This is a genomic window from Actinotalea endophytica (assembly GCF_025717005.1).
GTDB lineage: Bacteria > Actinomycetota > Actinomycetes > Actinomycetales > Cellulomonadaceae > Actinotalea.
Genome location: NZ_JAOVZU010000001.1, coordinates 85,029 through 100,011, shown reverse-complemented (window position 1 = coordinate 100,011; position 14,983 = coordinate 85,029). Strand labels below are relative to the sequence as shown.

The 14,983-nt window shown below is 72.6% G+C and carries 16 protein-coding genes; all 16 read left to right on the top strand.

The genetic code is table 11. The features are described 5' to 3' along the window. The first annotated feature begins 117 nt into the window (after positions 1–117). The 16 genes from OEB99_RS00515 (at position 118) to OEB99_RS00440 (ending at position 14,960) form a co-directional block, all read left to right on the top strand. Positions 118–402, top strand: a complete 285-nt coding sequence (locus OEB99_RS00515; RefSeq protein ID WP_263507634.1) for a flagellar FlbD family protein — start codon at positions 118–120, stop codon at positions 400–402. Then, complete coding sequence (locus OEB99_RS00510) at positions 402–1,166, top strand: motility protein A (protein ID WP_263507633.1); 765 nt, start codon at positions 402–404, stop codon at positions 1,164–1,166. The genes OEB99_RS00515 and OEB99_RS00510 overlap by 1 nt, the downstream gene beginning before the upstream one ends. Further along, positions 1,163–2,047, top strand: coding sequence for an OmpA/MotB family protein (locus OEB99_RS00505; RefSeq protein ID WP_263507632.1), 885 nt, complete (start codon positions 1,163–1,165; stop codon positions 2,045–2,047). The genes OEB99_RS00510 and OEB99_RS00505 overlap by 4 nt, the downstream gene beginning before the upstream one ends. Before the next feature lie 26 nt (positions 2,048–2,073). Then, positions 2,074–2,574: a flagellar basal body-associated FliL family protein gene (locus tag OEB99_RS00500; RefSeq protein ID WP_263507630.1), complete on the top strand. Its 501-nt coding sequence runs from the start codon at positions 2,074–2,076 to the stop codon at positions 2,572–2,574. 229 nt (positions 2,575–2,803) lie between these two features. Continuing rightward, positions 2,804–3,718: a flagellar motor switch protein FliM gene (locus OEB99_RS00495; protein ID WP_263507629.1), complete on the top strand. Its 915-nt coding sequence runs from the start codon at positions 2,804–2,806 to the stop codon at positions 3,716–3,718. Between the two features lie 25 nt (positions 3,719–3,743). Further along, positions 3,744–4,472: a flagellar motor switch protein FliN gene (gene fliN / locus OEB99_RS00490; protein WP_263507628.1), complete on the top strand. Its 729-nt coding sequence runs from the start codon at positions 3,744–3,746 to the stop codon at positions 4,470–4,472. A 5-nt stretch (positions 4,473–4,477) separates the two neighbouring features. Further along, on the top strand, positions 4,478–5,044 hold the full coding sequence (gene fliO / locus OEB99_RS00485; RefSeq protein WP_263507627.1) for a flagellar biosynthetic protein FliO: 567 nt from the start codon (positions 4,478–4,480) through the stop codon (positions 5,042–5,044). Further along, positions 5,041–5,952: a flagellar type III secretion system pore protein FliP gene (gene fliP / locus OEB99_RS00480; protein WP_263507626.1), complete on the top strand. Its 912-nt coding sequence runs from the start codon at positions 5,041–5,043 to the stop codon at positions 5,950–5,952. Before fliO ends, fliP begins: the two co-directional genes overlap by 4 nt. After that, positions 5,952–6,224: a flagellar biosynthetic protein FliQ gene (locus OEB99_RS00475; protein WP_263507624.1), complete on the top strand. Its 273-nt coding sequence runs from the start codon at positions 5,952–5,954 to the stop codon at positions 6,222–6,224. Before fliP ends, OEB99_RS00475 begins: the two co-directional genes overlap by 1 nt. A gap of 3 nt (positions 6,225–6,227) precedes the next feature. Then, on the top strand, positions 6,228–7,019 hold the full coding sequence (locus tag OEB99_RS00470; RefSeq protein ID WP_318011379.1) for a flagellar biosynthetic protein FliR: 792 nt from the start codon (positions 6,228–6,230) through the stop codon (positions 7,017–7,019). Continuing rightward, positions 7,016–8,125 carry an EscU/YscU/HrcU family type III secretion system export apparatus switch protein gene (locus OEB99_RS00465; protein ID WP_263507622.1) on the top strand — a complete coding sequence of 370 codons (1,110 nt, stop codon included), beginning with the start codon at positions 7,016–7,018 and terminating at the stop codon, positions 8,123–8,125. Before OEB99_RS00470 ends, OEB99_RS00465 begins: the two co-directional genes overlap by 4 nt. Positions 8,126–8,198: 73 nt before the next feature. Further along, positions 8,199–10,256 (top strand): flagellar biosynthesis protein FlhA, encoded by a 2,058-nt coding sequence (locus OEB99_RS00460; RefSeq protein WP_263507621.1) that lies wholly within the window; start codon positions 8,199–8,201, stop codon positions 10,254–10,256. After that, complete coding sequence (locus OEB99_RS00455) at positions 10,234–11,535, top strand: hypothetical protein (RefSeq protein WP_263507620.1); 1,302 nt, start codon at positions 10,234–10,236, stop codon at positions 11,533–11,535. The genes OEB99_RS00460 and OEB99_RS00455 overlap by 23 nt, the downstream gene beginning before the upstream one ends. A 50-nt stretch (positions 11,536–11,585) precedes the next feature. Next, complete coding sequence (csrA, locus tag OEB99_RS00450) at positions 11,586–11,831, top strand: carbon storage regulator CsrA (protein WP_263507618.1); 246 nt, start codon at positions 11,586–11,588, stop codon at positions 11,829–11,831. A 203-nt stretch (positions 11,832–12,034) separates the two neighbouring features. Further along, positions 12,035–14,533: a chemotaxis protein CheA gene (locus OEB99_RS00445; RefSeq protein WP_263507617.1), complete on the top strand. Its 2,499-nt coding sequence runs from the start codon at positions 12,035–12,037 to the stop codon at positions 14,531–14,533. Between the two features lies 1 nt (position 14,534). Beyond that, on the top strand, positions 14,535–14,960 hold the full coding sequence (locus OEB99_RS00440; protein WP_263507616.1) for a chemotaxis protein CheW: 426 nt from the start codon (positions 14,535–14,537) through the stop codon (positions 14,958–14,960). The last annotated feature ends 23 nt before the right edge of the window (positions 14,961–14,983 follow it).

Genomic DNA, 14,983 nt, shown 5'->3' with positions numbered 1-14,983 from the left:
GACCGCCGAGCGGGGGACGTTCCGGGCACAACCCCTCACACGTCCCGCAGTACGGCCGATCTTCAGGCACGAAGGGCTCATGGACGGGCCCGGATGCAGACCAGGGATGGACAAACGATGATCGTCGTCACACGACTCAACGGGCCGCGTTTTGCGGTCAACCCGGACCTGCTCCAGCGCATCGAGAGCACCCCGGACACGATCCTCACGCTCATCGACGGGACGAAGTACATCGTCGCCGAGTCGCTCGACGAGGTCACCGAGCTCGTCGTGGAGTACCGGGCACGAGTGGTCGCGACGACCATGGCGCTGACCCACGAGGACGACGCCCGCGAGGTCGCGGCGGTCACCGAGCTGCGCCCCCTGCCGAACCGCCTCACGTCCGTGCGGGACGGTGAGTGATGGACCCGGCAACCTTTGCAGGCATCGCGATCGCGTTCGGGTTCGTCATCCTCTCGATCTTCCTCGAGGGCTCGACCCCGATGTCGGTGATCCTCATCCCGCCGATGATCCTGGTGATCGGCGGCACGATCGGCGCCGGCCTCGCCTCCGGGACGATCAAGGACGTCGTGCGGACGCTGAAGAGCCTGCCGACCTGGCTGATGTACAAGTTCCCGGACGGTGACGCGACCGTGGACCAGATCGTCAAGCTCGCGGACAAGGCCCGGCGCGAGGGCCTGCTCGCGCTCGAGGAGGCCGCCAGGGACGTCGACGACGAGTTCCTCCGCGACGGCCTGCAGGCCGCGATCGACGGCACCGACCCGGACGACCTGCGCGACATGCTCGAGGCCAAGATCCAGTCCCGGAAGGGCGCGGACAAGGTCAGCGCCAAGTTCTTCTCCAACATGGGCGGCTACGCGCCGACCATCGGCATCATCGGCACGGTCGTGTCCCTCGTGCACGTGCTGGAGAACCTGTCCAACCCCGAGGAGCTCGGCGCCCTGATCGGCTCCGCGTTCGTCGCGACCCTGTGGGGCCTGCTCACCGCCAACCTCATCTGGCTGCCGATCTCGCAGCGCATCACCCGGGTCTCCGAGCTCGAGGTCGCGCACATGGAGATGGCCGTGGAGGGCCTGCTGGCGATCCAGGCCGGCGCCAACCCGCGGCTGGTCGGCCAGCGCCTGCGCAGCCTCATGCCACCCGGCACGGTCAAGGAAGCGGCATGAGTGCCGGCCACGGCCACGGGAGCCACGGGCGCAGCCGACGCAAGCACGAGGAGCACGAGGAGCCCGAGAACCACGAACGGTGGGCTGTCTCCTACGCGGACATGATGACCGTGCTCGTGGGTCTGTTCATCGTGCTGTTCGCGATGAGCCAGATCGACACCATCAAGTTCGAGCAGCTGCGCAAGTCCCTGGCGATCGGGTTCGGCCAGCAGGCGCCGTCGATGATGGCCGGCGGCGCGGGCGTGCTCTCCGGGCTGGACACCTACGAGATCTCGCCGGACTTCACCGCGAGCGTGGTCGACGCCCAGATCCAGGACCCGCCGACCCCGGACACGCACCTGAGCGACGAGCAGAAGAACTACGACCTCGCGGTGACCGAGTACGACCGGCTCGCCGCGATCGCCGACGCGGTCGCCGCGGCGCTCGCGGCCAAGGACCTCCAGGACGCGGTCACGTTCCGGATCTCCGAACGTGGCCTGATCATCGGGATGGTCGCCGACGAGGCGTTCTTCGCGCCGTCCAGCGCCGTGATGACCCCGACCGCCCTCGCCGTGGTCGACGGGGCGGGCTCGGTGCTCGCCGGGATCAGCGACCCGATCTCGGTCGAGGGCAACGCCAACACGCTGCCGCCCGGCAGCAACTACGCCACGAACTGGGAGCTCGCCGCCGACCGCGCGGTCAAGGTGACCCGGCGCCTCGTCGAGGCCGACGGGATCCCCGGCAGCCGGATCGAGGCGGTGTCCTTCGGTGACCAGCGCCCGCTCGCCGACGACGGCGGGGACCCGCTGGGCGCCAACCGGCGGGTCGACCTGGTCGTGCTGACCACGGTGTCCGACGACATCCGCGCATACCTGCCCGAGATCGCTGCAGAGAGAGGGTGACCCTGATGGCCGTCGAGGAGAGGGTCGTGTCCGACAAGAGGAAGATCGGCGCCAAGGGCGCGGCCGTGGGCGCGGAGGCCGCGGAGGAGGTCGCCCCGAAGAAGCGGAGCAAGAAGAAGCTGCTCCTGCTCGGTGCGGTGCTCGGCCTCGCGGTGGCGGCCGGGGGGTACTACTTCTTCCTCGCGCCGTCCGACGCGGCGACCGCCGACGGAGCGACGGCCGCGGCGGAGACGCCGGCCCCGAAGCCGGGTGCCGTGCTCGTGGTCGACTCGGTGAGCATCAACCTCGCCGGCGGTCACTACCTGCGCCTGGGCTTCGCGCTGCAGCTCACCTCGGACGTCACGGAGGACCCCGACACCGCCCGGGCGCTGGACCTCGCGATCGACCTGTTCTCGCAGAGGCCGGTCGACGAGGTCAACGACCTCACGAGCCGCGCCGACCTCAAGGCCGAGCTGCTCTCCGAGCTCGAGGAGGCCTACGAGGGCGAGGTGATGGACGTCTACTTCACCGACTTCGTCACGCAGTGACACTGCCGTGACGCTGCAGTAGCACCACGGACCGGCCCCGATCGGACGCCGGTCCGGTCCGAAGTCCCGGGCAGGAGGCCCGGGCCCGCCACCGGGCACGACGCCCGGGTCCGAGCACCGGGCGGCCGCCAGGCCGTCCCGGGTGAACCCGACGGGTGAAAGCGCGCCCCGCGCACATCTGCTCCCGCCGATCTCTCATGCCCCTGAGCGCCCGGCCGATGGGCAGCCCGTGACACCCGCCCCAGCCGCGACGCGCCGTCAGCGCTCGGCCGACCCGGAGCTCTACGACTTCCGGCGCCCGATGACGCTCGCGCGCGAGCACGCCCGGGTCCTCGAGGTGGCGCTGGAGACCTTCTCGCGGCAGTGGGGCACGCTGCTCACGTCCCGGACCCGCGAGGTCGCGCAGGTCGCCCTCGAACGGCTCGAGCTGCGCACCTACGACGAGTACGTCCGCCCGTTGCCCCCGACCAGCCTCATGGTGCTGTGCTCGGTGGAGCCCGTGCGGGCCACCGCCGTGCTGCAGATGCCGGTCGACGCCGCGATGGTGCTGGTCGACTACCTGCTCGGCGGTCCGGGCCAGCCGCTCGGCCTGCCCGACCGCGAGCTGACCGAGATCGAGTGGCAGCTGCTGCGTGACCTGCTGCGGCACGCGCTGCACGAGCTGTCCTACGCGTTCACGTCCGTCGCGCCGCTCGAGCTGTCGATCAAGTCGGTGCAGTACGCGCCGCAGTTCGTCCAGGCCGCACCCGCGTCGGACGCGGTGCTCGTCGCGAGCTTCAACATCGAGATCGGTGGGCACGCCGAGAAGGCGACCCTCATGCTTCCCGCCGAGTCCGTGCTGTCCGCGCTGCGGGACAGCGACGGCACCGACAGCCGCACCGCCGAGGACGTGCGGGCGCACGCCGTCGCCGTGCGCGCCCTGTCCGCCCAGGTCCGCGAGGTGCCGGTGCCGGTCTCGGTGCGGTTCGCCCCGCTGACGGTCACGCCGAACGAGATCGGCGAGCTCGCCGTCGGGGACGTCATCGGCCTGCGTCACCGGTCCGACCAGCCACTCGACGTCGTCGTCGACGACGTGGTCCTGGCGAAGGCCGCCATCGGCAGCAACGGCAAGCGTCTGGCCTGCCTCGTCGTCACCACCGCCTGAACGAGCACGAGTCCGAGGAGCATCGATGTCCGCAACGACCACCGACGTGGAGACCGCCCGCGCTGCGGCGCTCGCCTTTGCGACCACGTTGCCGTCGCCGGTGCCGCTGGAGCTGGTGGACGCCGCCGGCGCAGGCATGCCGGCGCCCGACGCCGCGTCGGTCCGGGTCGGCTTCGTCGGGGCCACGAGCGCGGACCTCGTCGCGGTGGCCGGGGAGGCCGTCGCGCAGGCGATCGCCGGGGCCGCGGGCCTGACCCTCGCCGACGCGGTGCGCCCGGCGCTCGAGGCCGCAGGGCGGACGCTCGGCACGGGCGTGCTGGACGACGCGGTCGAGGCACCGGTGGCCGACGTGCTGCTCACCGAGGACGTGCGCACGTTCGCCCTGGTCGACACGCTCGGCACGGCCGTCGCGTGGTTCGGCCTGCGGATCCGTCCGCAGGTGCCCGAGGTGCCGAAGCAGCGGCAGGGCGACGACGAGGAGGCCCCCGCGCCGACCATCGTGCGCGGCGCGGACTACGGGCTCCGCCTGCTGCACGACGTCGAGATGACGCTCACCGCGGAGATCGGGCGCACCAAGCTCCCGGTCCGGCAGGTGCTCGACCTGGTCCCGGGCACGATCCTCGAGCTGGACCGCGCCGCCGGCGCACCGGCCGACGTGGTGGTCAACGGGCGCCTGGTCGCACGCGGCGAGGTCGTCGTGATCGACGAGGACTACGGCATCCGGATCACCGAGATCGTCGCCGAGACCGCCTGACGTCCATGGACACCTCCTCCGTCGTGCTGGGCCTGCGGGTCCTGCTGTCGCTCGCCGTGGTGCTCGGCCTGCTGTGGTGGATCGCCCGCCGCACGGCCGGCTCTCGCGCGCGCACGCGTCAGGCCAGCGTGACGGTGGTCGGCCGGCAGAGCCTCGGGCGCCGCTCAGGCGTCGCCGTGGTCGAGGTCGAGGGTCGTCGCCTGCTGCTCGGGGTGACCGAGCAGGGCGTGTCCCTGCTCACCGAGCTCGCCGCCCCGGACCCGGAGCCCACGGCCGACCGCACCGAGATCGACCCGGCCGAGCTCGCCGACCTGGTCGGCCTCGACACGGACGCCCTCGCGGACGTGGCCGTCGCCGCCCCGGCCCGCGCCGCGGCGACCCGCCCCACCCCGGTCCGCTCCACAGCGGCCCGCCCCACGACTGTTCGCTCGACCCCCACCCCCCCGTCGACCCCCGCGGCACGGACGCCCGCGGTCCCCACGCCCCGCAGCCCCCTCGAGGGATCGATCCTGGACGTCGCCACGTGGCGCCAGGCGGTGGTTGCGGTGCAGGAACGGACCATTCGTCGTTGACTGCCCAGCCGGTCGCTCCGTCCGAGCGTCCTGACGCCGTGCGTCGTGGCGGCCACCGCCTGCTCGTGGTGGCTGGTCTCGTCGCGCTGCTCGGCCTCGCCTTCGCCGTCCTCGGGACGTCGGTCGCCTACGCTGCCGAGCCCGCCGAGGTCGCGACCGCGGGCGTCGTCGCGCAGGTCCCCACCGCGGCCTCGCCGGGCGACCCCACGGCCCCGACCGACCCGGCCTCGCCGACCGACCCGGGCCCGACCGTGACGCTCGACATCAACGGTGTCGACGGGACGCCGAGCAGCCCGGTCATCGTGCTGCTGACCATCACGCTGCTCTCGGTCGCGCCGTCGCTCCTGCTGATGATGACCGGGTTCACCAAGATCTTCGTGGTCCTCGCGCTGACCCGGAACGCGCTCGGGCTGCAGGGCGTGCCGCCCAACCAGGTGATCGCGGGCCTGGCGCTGTTCCTCTCCCTGTTCGTGATGGCCCCGGTGGTCAGCGACATCAACGAGACCGCCGTGCAGCCGTACCTGCACGGCGAGATGACCTTCACCGAGGCCGTCGACGTCGGCGAGGGCCCGCTGCGCGAGTTCATGCTCGGCCAGACCCGCGAGTCGGACATCGCCCTGATGACGCGGGCCGCGGACCGGCCGAACCCGGAGTCGCCGGAGACCGTGGAGATGTCCACCCTGGTGCCGGCGTTCATGCTGTCCGAGCTGCGCTCGGCCTTCCTCATCGGCTTCGTGATCTTCGTACCGTTCCTGGTCATCGACCTGGTGGTGTCGGCGTCGCTGATGAGCATGGGCATGATGATGCTGCCGCCGGTGATGGTGTCCCTGCCGTTCAAGCTGCTGCTCTTCGTGCTGGTGGACGGGTGGGGCCTGATCGTCACCGCGCTGCTCGGGAGCTTCGGCTGATGGACACCAACGCGGTTCTCGACATCGGCCTGCAGGCCCTGCTGCTCGCGGGCAAGCTGGGCGCCCCGATCCTCATCACGGCCCTCGTGGTCGGCTTCGCGGTCTCGCTGCTGCAGTCGATCACGCAGGTGCAGGAGGTCACGCTCTCGTTCGTGCCGAAGGCGATCGCGGTCGCCGTCGCGCTGCTGGTCGCCGGGCACTGGATGATCAGCGAGACGGTGTCCTTCACGACCGAGCTGTTCGGCCGGATCCCCACGCTGCTGGGGGGCTGACCGGTGCAGCTCGTGTTCCCGCTCGCCACGATCGAGGTCGTGATGCTCACCGGTGTGCGCATCGCGGCCTTCCTGATCATCGCGCCGCCGTTCGCCAACCGGGCGATCCCGGGCACGGTCAAGGCGATGCTCGCGGGCGGGCTCGGGCTCGCGGTCGCGCCGCGTGCCGCGAAGGCCAGCGCGGAGGCCGGGCTCGGCGTCGGGCAGTCCATCGCGTCGGGCACGGCGACGTTCCTCGGGGACCTGCTGCTCCAGGTGCTGGTCGGGCTGGCGCTGGGCTTCGTGGTCTACCTGGTGTTCGCCGCCGTGCAGTCCGCCGGCGCGGCGATCGACATGTTCGGCGGCTTCCAGCTCGCGTCCGCGTTCGACCCGATGTCGATGACGAATGGTGCGCAGTGGAGCCGGCTGTACCAGCTCACCGCGATCGTGCTGCTGTTCGCCTCCGACGCGTACCAGGTGGTGATCGGCGGCCTCGCCCGGTCGTTCGACGCCCTGCCGCTCGGCGCCGATCTCGACCTCGCGGCGCTCGCGCACACCCTGACCACCGGCCTGTCGCAGATGTTCGTGGCCGCGCTGCAGATCGCCGGACCGCTGATCGCCGTGCTGTTCCTCGCCGACGTCGGCCTGGGCCTGCTGACCCGGGTCGCACCCGCCCTGAACGCGTTCGCGCTCGGCTTCCCGCTGAAGATCCTGCTCACCCTCGTGCTCGGGGTGACCGCCTATCTCGCCCTGCCGAGCGTGGTCGCGGCGCTCACCGACGAGAGCGTCACCGCGATGCTGGGGGTGGCCCGATGAGCGACAGCGGCGAGCGCACCGAGAAGGCCACACCGAAGCGGATGAAGGAGCTGCGGCGCGACGGGGCGCTGCAGAAGTCGCAGGACCTCTCGGCCTGGCTCGGCGTGGGCGTCGGTGCCTTCATGCTGCCGATGGTGGCCGCGGCCGGCTCGCGCGCCGGCGCCGAGCAGCTCTCCGCGGTGCGCGCCGTCATCGCGAACCCCGACCCGGCACTCGCGGTGTCCGCCCTGGAGGACGGTCTCGGCTCGGTGCTGCGCACCCTCGCGCCGCTGCTCGGCGCCGTGGTGCTGGCCGCGATCGCCGGCAGCGCGCTGCAGGGCGGGATCCACGTGTCCGCCAAGCGGCTCAAGCCGCGCCTCGAGCAGTTCAACATCGCCAAGGGCGTCAAGCGGGTCTTCGGCATGCAGTCGCTGTGGCAGGGCGCGAAGGCCGCGCTGAAGACCGCCGCGATCGGCGTGGTGCTGTGGACCGTGGTCCAGGGCATGGTGCCGATGATGCTCGGCTCCGGCTCGCACTCGCTGTCCGCGGTCCTCGCCACGGCCGGGCAAGGGGTCTCCGGCCTGGTCCGCACCGCCGTGATCGCGGGCCTCGCGCTCGCGGCCTTCGACGTCGTCGTGGTGGTGCGCCGCAACCGCAAGAAGACGCGGATGACCAAGAAGGAGATCCGCGACGAGCACAAGCAGTCCGAGGGCGACCCGCTGGTCAAGGGCCAGATCCGGTCCCGCCAGCTCGCGATGAGCCGCAACCGGATGATCGCCGAGGTCGCCGACGCGGACGTCGTCCTGGTCAACCCGACGCACGTCGCGGTCGCGCTGCGCTACGAGCCCGGCAAGGGTGCGCCGCGCGTCGTGGCCAAGGGCGCCGGGCACGTCGCGGCCCGGATCCGCAAGGTCGCCGCGGACAAGCGCGTACCGATGGTCGAGGACGTGCCGTTGGCCCGCGCGCTGCACAAGGCGTGCGAGCTCGGTCAGGAGATCCCGGCGCACCTGTACGTCGCGGTCGCCAAGATCCTCGCCTTCGTGATGGCGCTGCGCCGCCGCGGCGCCGCGACCGGCGTGCACAAGTCGCCGCACGGACCGACCCGGATCGAGGAGGTGGCCGCATGAGACCCGAGCCGCCCGCCGCCCACCCGACCGGCCCGACCCACCCGGACGCGAACGCCCCGACCGAGGAGACCCGATGAAGACCAACCTCACCCAGCTGGCCGTCCCGGCCGGTGTGGTCGGCGTCGTCCTGCTGCTCGTCGTGCCGCTGCCCGCGGCGGTGCTCGACGTGCTCATCGTGACGAACATCGCGCTGTCCCTCGTCGTGCTGCTCACCAGCATGTACGTGAAGAAGCCGCTGGACTTCTCGGTCTTCCCGTCGCTGCTGCTCGTGCTCACCCTGTTCCGGCTCGGCCTCAACGTCGCCTCGACCCGGCTGGTGCTGCGGGACGGCTACGCGGGCAACGTGATCGACGCCTTCGGGCACTACGTGGTCGGCGGGTCCCTGGTGATCGGCCTGGTGATCTTCCTGATCCTGGTGGTCATCCAGTTCGCCGTGATCACCAACGGTGCCGGACGCGTCGCCGAGGTCGGCGCGCGGTTCACCCTCGACGCGATGCCCGGCAAGCAGATGGCGATCGACGCGGACCTGAACTCGGGCCTGATCGACGAGGACGAGGCGCGCCGTCGCCGCCGCGAGGTCGCCGCGGAGGCCGACTTCTACGGTGCGATGGACGGTGGTTCGAAGTTCGTCAAGGGCGACGCGATCGCCGGCATCATCATCACGGTCATCAACCTGCTCGGCGGGTTCGCGGTGGGCATGCTGCAGATGGGCATGTCGGCCGGCGACGCGATCAACCGCTTCAGCCTGCTCACCGTCGGCGACGGCCTGGTCTCGCAGATCCCGGCGCTGCTGATGTCGGTCAGCACCGGTCTGATCGTCACGCGGGCCACCGCCGAGGCGGACATGGGCACCGCGGCGAGCACCCAGCTCACCCAGTCGCGCACGGCGCTGCTCATCGCGGGCAGCGCGGCGATCGGCCTCGCGCTCGTGCCGGGTATGCCGAAGCTCCCGTTCATGCTGGTCGGCACCCTGCTGCTGGTGGTCGCGCAGCGGATCAAGGCGTCCCAGGCGCGCGACGAGGCCGCGGCGCAGACCGCGCAGGGCACCGAGGTCGCGGCGCCCGCGAACGCCGACACCCCGGAGGCCCTGATCGAGCAGATGCGGGTCCCGGCGCTGGAGATCCTGCTCGCGCCGGACCTGGTGGACCTGGTCGGCAGCGGTGGCGACGCCGACCTGCTCGCCCGGGTCCGCGGCCTGCGCCGCAAGATCGCCCTCGAGCTCGGCATCGTGGTGCCCCCGGTGCGCACCCGCGACTCGGTGGACCTGCCCCGCTCGACCTACGTGGTGAAGATCTCCGGGGTCGAGGTCGGTCGCGGCGAGGCACCCGCGGGTCGCCTGCTCGCCCTCGGTGACGACCTCGGCGGGCTCAGCGGTGCGGCCGTGGTCGAGCCGGTGTTCGGCCTGGCCGGCAAGTGGATCCCGGCCGAGCTGCGGCACTCCGCCGAGCTGCTCGGGGCGACCGTGGTGGACCGGGTCTCGGTGCTCATCACGCACCTCGGCGCGATCATCGACGCGAACGCCCCACGCCTGCTGTCCCGCGAGGACGTCCGGGTGCTCGTCGAGGGCGTCAAGGCGGTCAACCCCGCCGTCGTCGACGAGCTCGTGCCCGGCCTGCTGTCGCTGGGCGAGGTGCAGCGCGTGCTGCAGGGGCTGCTCGCCGAGCGGGTCGCGGTCCGCGACCTCGGCCGGATCTTCGAGGCGCTGACCCTGCGGGCCAAGACCTCCACGGACCCCGAGGGCCTGGTCGAGGCGGCGCGCGGCGGGCTCGGCCCCGCCCTGGCGGTGCCGTACGCGAACAACGGCGTCCTGCGGGTCCTCACCCTCGACCCGGCGCTCGAGCACGCCCTGGTCGAGGCGATCCGACCGGCCGAGGGCGGTGCCCAGCTGCTCCTCGAGCCGACCCGGATGGACGGCCTGCTGACGTCGCTGCGCCGCAGGGTCGCCGAGGCCGAGGCCGGGGGACACCAGGTCGTGCTGGTGTGTGCTCCCACTCTGCGGGCCCCGCTGCGCCGTACCGTGGTCCTGTCGCTTCCCGCCCTCCCTGTGCTGTCCTACAGCGAGGTGACGGGTGCGGGGCTGCAGATCGAGACGGTAGGTGTAGTGACCGATGCCCACGCGATTGCTGCTTGACGGGCAGGATCTGCGTGCCTTGATGCTGCGCGTCCGCGACGAGATGGGTCCGGACGCGAAGATCGTGCGCGCCGAGCGCGTGCGCACCGGCGGGATCGCGGGGTTCTTCGCCCGCGAGCACTACGAGCTCACCGTCGAGCTGCCGGACCGGCCCGGGCCACGCCCCGCGCGCACCCGGCCGGCGCCCGAGGGCGAGGGGCCACGGCCGGGCGGGCAGCTGTCCGAGCCGGTCGGCATCGAGGCGCTGCTCGCGGCCGCGGACGAGCTCGACCGCACGCCGCAGGTCTCGACGGACGGCGACTCGTTCGCGCAGGTGCTCGCGTCGGTCCAGCAGATCACCGCGGGCGGACCCAGCGCTGTGGCGGCGGAGGCAGGGTCGACCGCTGCGGCGTCCGACGGTGCCGAGCCGGACGTGCCCGCGACCGCGCCGGCCTGGTTCCCGGCGACCCCGCGGTCCTTCACCGCGTCCGGCGAGCCTGCCCCGGTGGCCCCGGCCGACGGTGATCCGTTCGCAGCTGCGGAGGTGGTCCCTGCCGAGCCCGCGGTCGCGCCGGCACCGGCCACGCCCCCGGTGGTCCCGGCCGAACCCGTGGCGGCCGAGCCGGAGCCCGGCTCGCCGGTCCGTCCGGCCGGACCGGACGGTGCGAGCGTCGCCGCCCTGCTCGAGCTCGGTGTGCCGATCCGGCTGCTCGCCGGGTTCGAGGACCAGGACGTCCCGTTGTCCCGCGTGGTGCGCGGCTTCGACCGGCCCGCGGACGCGCAGGTCGCCCCCGGCCGGCTGGTGGTCGTGGCCGGACCGGCCGACCTCGCCGTGCGCACCGCGGTCGCGATGGCCCACCGGGCCGGGCTCGACGGGCACGACGTCGTGCTGGCCGGCGACGTCGACGCCCTGCCCGGGCACGGGCGGCGCGTGCTGACCACGGCCGCGGCCGGGCGGGTCAGGTCCCGGGTGACCGAGGACGCCCCCACGATCGTCGCGCTCGGGGTCGGGGCCACCGCCGCGGCAGCCCTGCTGCTGCACGCCCTGGACCCGGACGAGGCCTGGGCCGCGCTCGACGCCCGCCTGCGCGGCGTGGAGCTGCGGCGCTGGCTACGTGCGGTCGGCGCTCGCCGGCCCTTCGACGCCGTCGCCGCGAACAGCACCATGGTGGCCCAGTCGCCCGGCACGGTGCTGAACCTCGGGGTCCCGGTCGGCTGGCTGGACGGCCTCCCCGTGTCGCCGGTGGTGTGGGCGGCGCTGCTCAGCGAGCGCCTGGCCGACGACGCGCGCTGGGACTGATCCGCGGACCTGCGGCGACTGCGGCGACCTGAGCGGATAGTCTCGCGTGCATGCTGGTTCTGTCGCGTCGCGTGGGCGAGCGCCTGATCATCGGTGACGACATCGTCATCACCGTGATCGACGTGCGCAGCGACGGCGTCCGGATCGGCATCGACGCGCCCAAGTCGGTCCGGGTGAACCGGGCCGAGGTCCTCGAAGCGGTGAAGAAGGCCAACGAGGAGGCCGCCGCGTCGGGCGACGACGAAGCGACCGTCGAGTCGCTGCGCGCGCTGCGCCCGCCCACCACCGAGGGCTGAGCCCGAAGGTCCAGGCCGGCGCAGGCGCCACGGGAGGAGTCGCTCCGCTCGCGCCGCGGGTGAAAATCCCGCAGATCCGCCCTGTCGACCCGGAATCACCCGGCTGACGCGCTGGGACGACCCCTCACATAGCACGACCCCCGACCGATCAGAGCAACCGAGTGACAGACACGCTGTCACCGGCTTGTCCCTGGGAGGCGGACGTGGAGGACCTGGACGAGATCGTCCACGAGTTCCTGGTGGAGAGCCACGAGAACCTCGACCAGCTCGACTCGGACCTGGTCGCGCTGGAGAGCGCGCCCGGCTCGCGCGAGCTGCTGAGCAGCGTGTTCCGGACCATCCACACGATCAAGGGCACGAGCGGCTTCCTCGCCTTCTCGAAGCTCGAGAGCCTCACGCACGTCGGCGAGAACCTGCTCGTCGAGCTGCGCGACGGCCGGCGCTCGATGGACCAGCCCACCACCGACGTGCTGCTGCGCATGGTCGACACCGTGCGTGACCTGCTCCGGCAGATCGAGCGCAGCGGCACCGAAGGGGATGCCGACGTCACCCCCGTCGTCGCGCACCTCGAGGCGGTGCTCGCCGGCGAGGTCGCCGCGGCCGCCGAGCCGGCCACCGCGCCGGAGCCGGTGGAGGAGCCTGCCGCCGAGCCCGAGCAGGCCGTCGCGGAGGACCAGGCGGACCAGCCCGTGGAGGAGCCGGCGGCCGAGGCGGCCGAGGTTCCCGCAGAGGCCGTCGCGAAGCCGGTCGCCGAGGCCGCCGCGAAGAAGACCGCCGCCCCCCGCGGCCGCAAGATCACCCCGAAGCGCGCCGCCGCTCGCACCGCTGCGAGCGAGCCGCCCGAGCCGGTCGGGTCGGCGTCCGTCGCCGTGCTCGCCGACCAGCCCGTCCCCCCGTCGCCCGAGGAGCCCGTCGTGCCTGAACGCCCTGCCGAGTCGCCCGCGGCGACCCGTGCCGCCGAGGTCCCGCACCCGCACGAGCCGAGCGAGCCCACCACGCCCCCGAGCGAGAGCGCCGAGACCACGGTGCGCAGCGCCGCGGACACCTCGATCCGGGTGGACGTCGACCTGCTCGACGCGCTGATGCGTCAGGTCAGCGAGCTCGTCCTGGCCCGCAACGCGATCGCGCGGCTGGCGAACGAGGGAGACGTCGACCTCGCGCGCGCCTCGCAGCGCCTCAGCCTGATCGCCTCGGAGCTGCAGGAGGGCGTCATGAAGACGCGCATGCAGCCCATCGAGCACGTCTGGTCGAAGGTGCCGCGGATGGTCCGCGACCTCGCCGCCGCGTGCGGGCGCCAGGTGCGCCTGGAGATGGTCGGTGGCGACACCGAGCTCGACCGCAGCCTGCTCGAGGCCATCAAGGACCCGCTGACCCACCTGATCCGCAACGCCGTCGACCACGGGATCGAGGCGCCGGCCGACCGGACCGCCGCCGGCAAGCCCGCCCAGGGCCTGCTGTCGTTGCGTGCCTACCACGCCGGTGGCCAGGTGGTCGTCGAGGTGACCGACGACGGCAGCGGCATCGACCCCGAGGTCGTCGCGGCGAAGGCCGTCGAGAAGGGTCTTCGGACCCCCGCCCAGGTCGAGGTCATGGCGCCGGCCGACCTGCTCCAGCTGCTGTTCCTGCCCGGGTTCTCGACCGCGAAGGCCGTGACCAACGTGTCCGGCCGGGGCGTGGGCATGGACGTCGTGCGCACCAAGATCGAGGCGATCGGTGGCGCGGTGGACGTCGAGTCCAACGTCGGCATCGGCACCACCTGGCGGCTGCGGATCCCGCTGACCCTGGCGATCATGCCGGCGGTCACCGTCGAGTGCGACCGCCAGACCTACGCGATCCCGCAGGTCAGCCTGCTCGAGCTGGTGGCGCTGGACGTCACCGCCGACCACGGGGGCGTGGAGTACGTGCGCTCCGCACCGGTGTACCGGCTGCGCGGCGACCTGCTCCCGCTGGTGGACCTGCGTGAGGTGTTCGGTCGCCCCGAGCGGGACGCCGCGCGCGCCACGATCGCGGTGCTGCAGACCGACACCGTTCGCTTCGGGCTGCTGGTCGACCGCGTCCTGAACACCGAGGAGATCGTGGTCAAGCCGCTGTCGGCCAGGCTGAAGTCCATCGGCCTGTACGCCGGCGCGACCCTCATGGGCGACGGCCAGGTCGCGCTGATCCTGGACATCCAGGGTCTGGCGCGCCGCAGCCTCACCTCGGAGAGCGTCGAGCAGGCACGCCGCTCGGCGGCCGAGGAGGCCGCGGCGAAGTCCGAGGTCGAGCAGGTTCTGGTCGCCGGGATCGGCGACGGGCGCCGGGTGGCGATCCCGCTGTCCGCGGTCACGCGGCTCGAGCGACTGCCGCTCACCGTGCTCGAGCACGTCGGCAGCCGTGAGGTCATGCAGTACCGCGGCTCGATCACCCCGGTGGTCCGGCTCGACCGGGTGCTCGGCTCGATGGCCGACGTCCGCGACGAGATCGTGGTCGTGGTCTACAGCCGCGGCGAGCGCGCGGTCGCGATCGTGGTCGACGAGATCGTCGACATCGTCGACGACGCCGCCGCGGCGCACAGCGAGCTCGGCGACCTCGGCCTGGTCGGCTCGACCGTCCTCAAGGACCGCGTGACCGAGCTGCTCGACGTCCGGGCCGCGGTGGCCGCGGCCGACCCCATGTTCTTCGACGACGAGGCGGCCGCCGTGCTCGACCTCGTGGAGGTGTGAGATGAGCCGACAGCTGGCGACCTTCATGCTCGGCGGCGCCCACTACGGCGTCGACGTGCTCCTGGTGCAGGAGTCGCTGCGATTCCAGACGCGCACGCCGGTCCCGCTGGCCCCCGCCGGGGTCGCCGGTCTGGTGAACCTGCGCGGCGAGGTCGTGCTGAGCGTCGACCTGCGCCACCGGCTGGGCCTGACCACCCTGACCGAGGACGACGAGCCGATGATGGTCGTCGTCCAGGTCGACGGGGAGCCGGTCTCCCTGCTGGTCGACGAGGTGGGCGACGTCGTCGACGTCGACGAGTCCCAGTTCGAGACCCCGCCGGACACCCTCGACCCCACGCTGCGCGAGTTCATCGTCGGCGCCTACAAGCTGCCCACCGGTCTGCTGCTCGCGCTCGACGTCGAGCGCGCGATCGCCCAAGCCGCCTGATCACACCTCCCCCTGCCAAACCC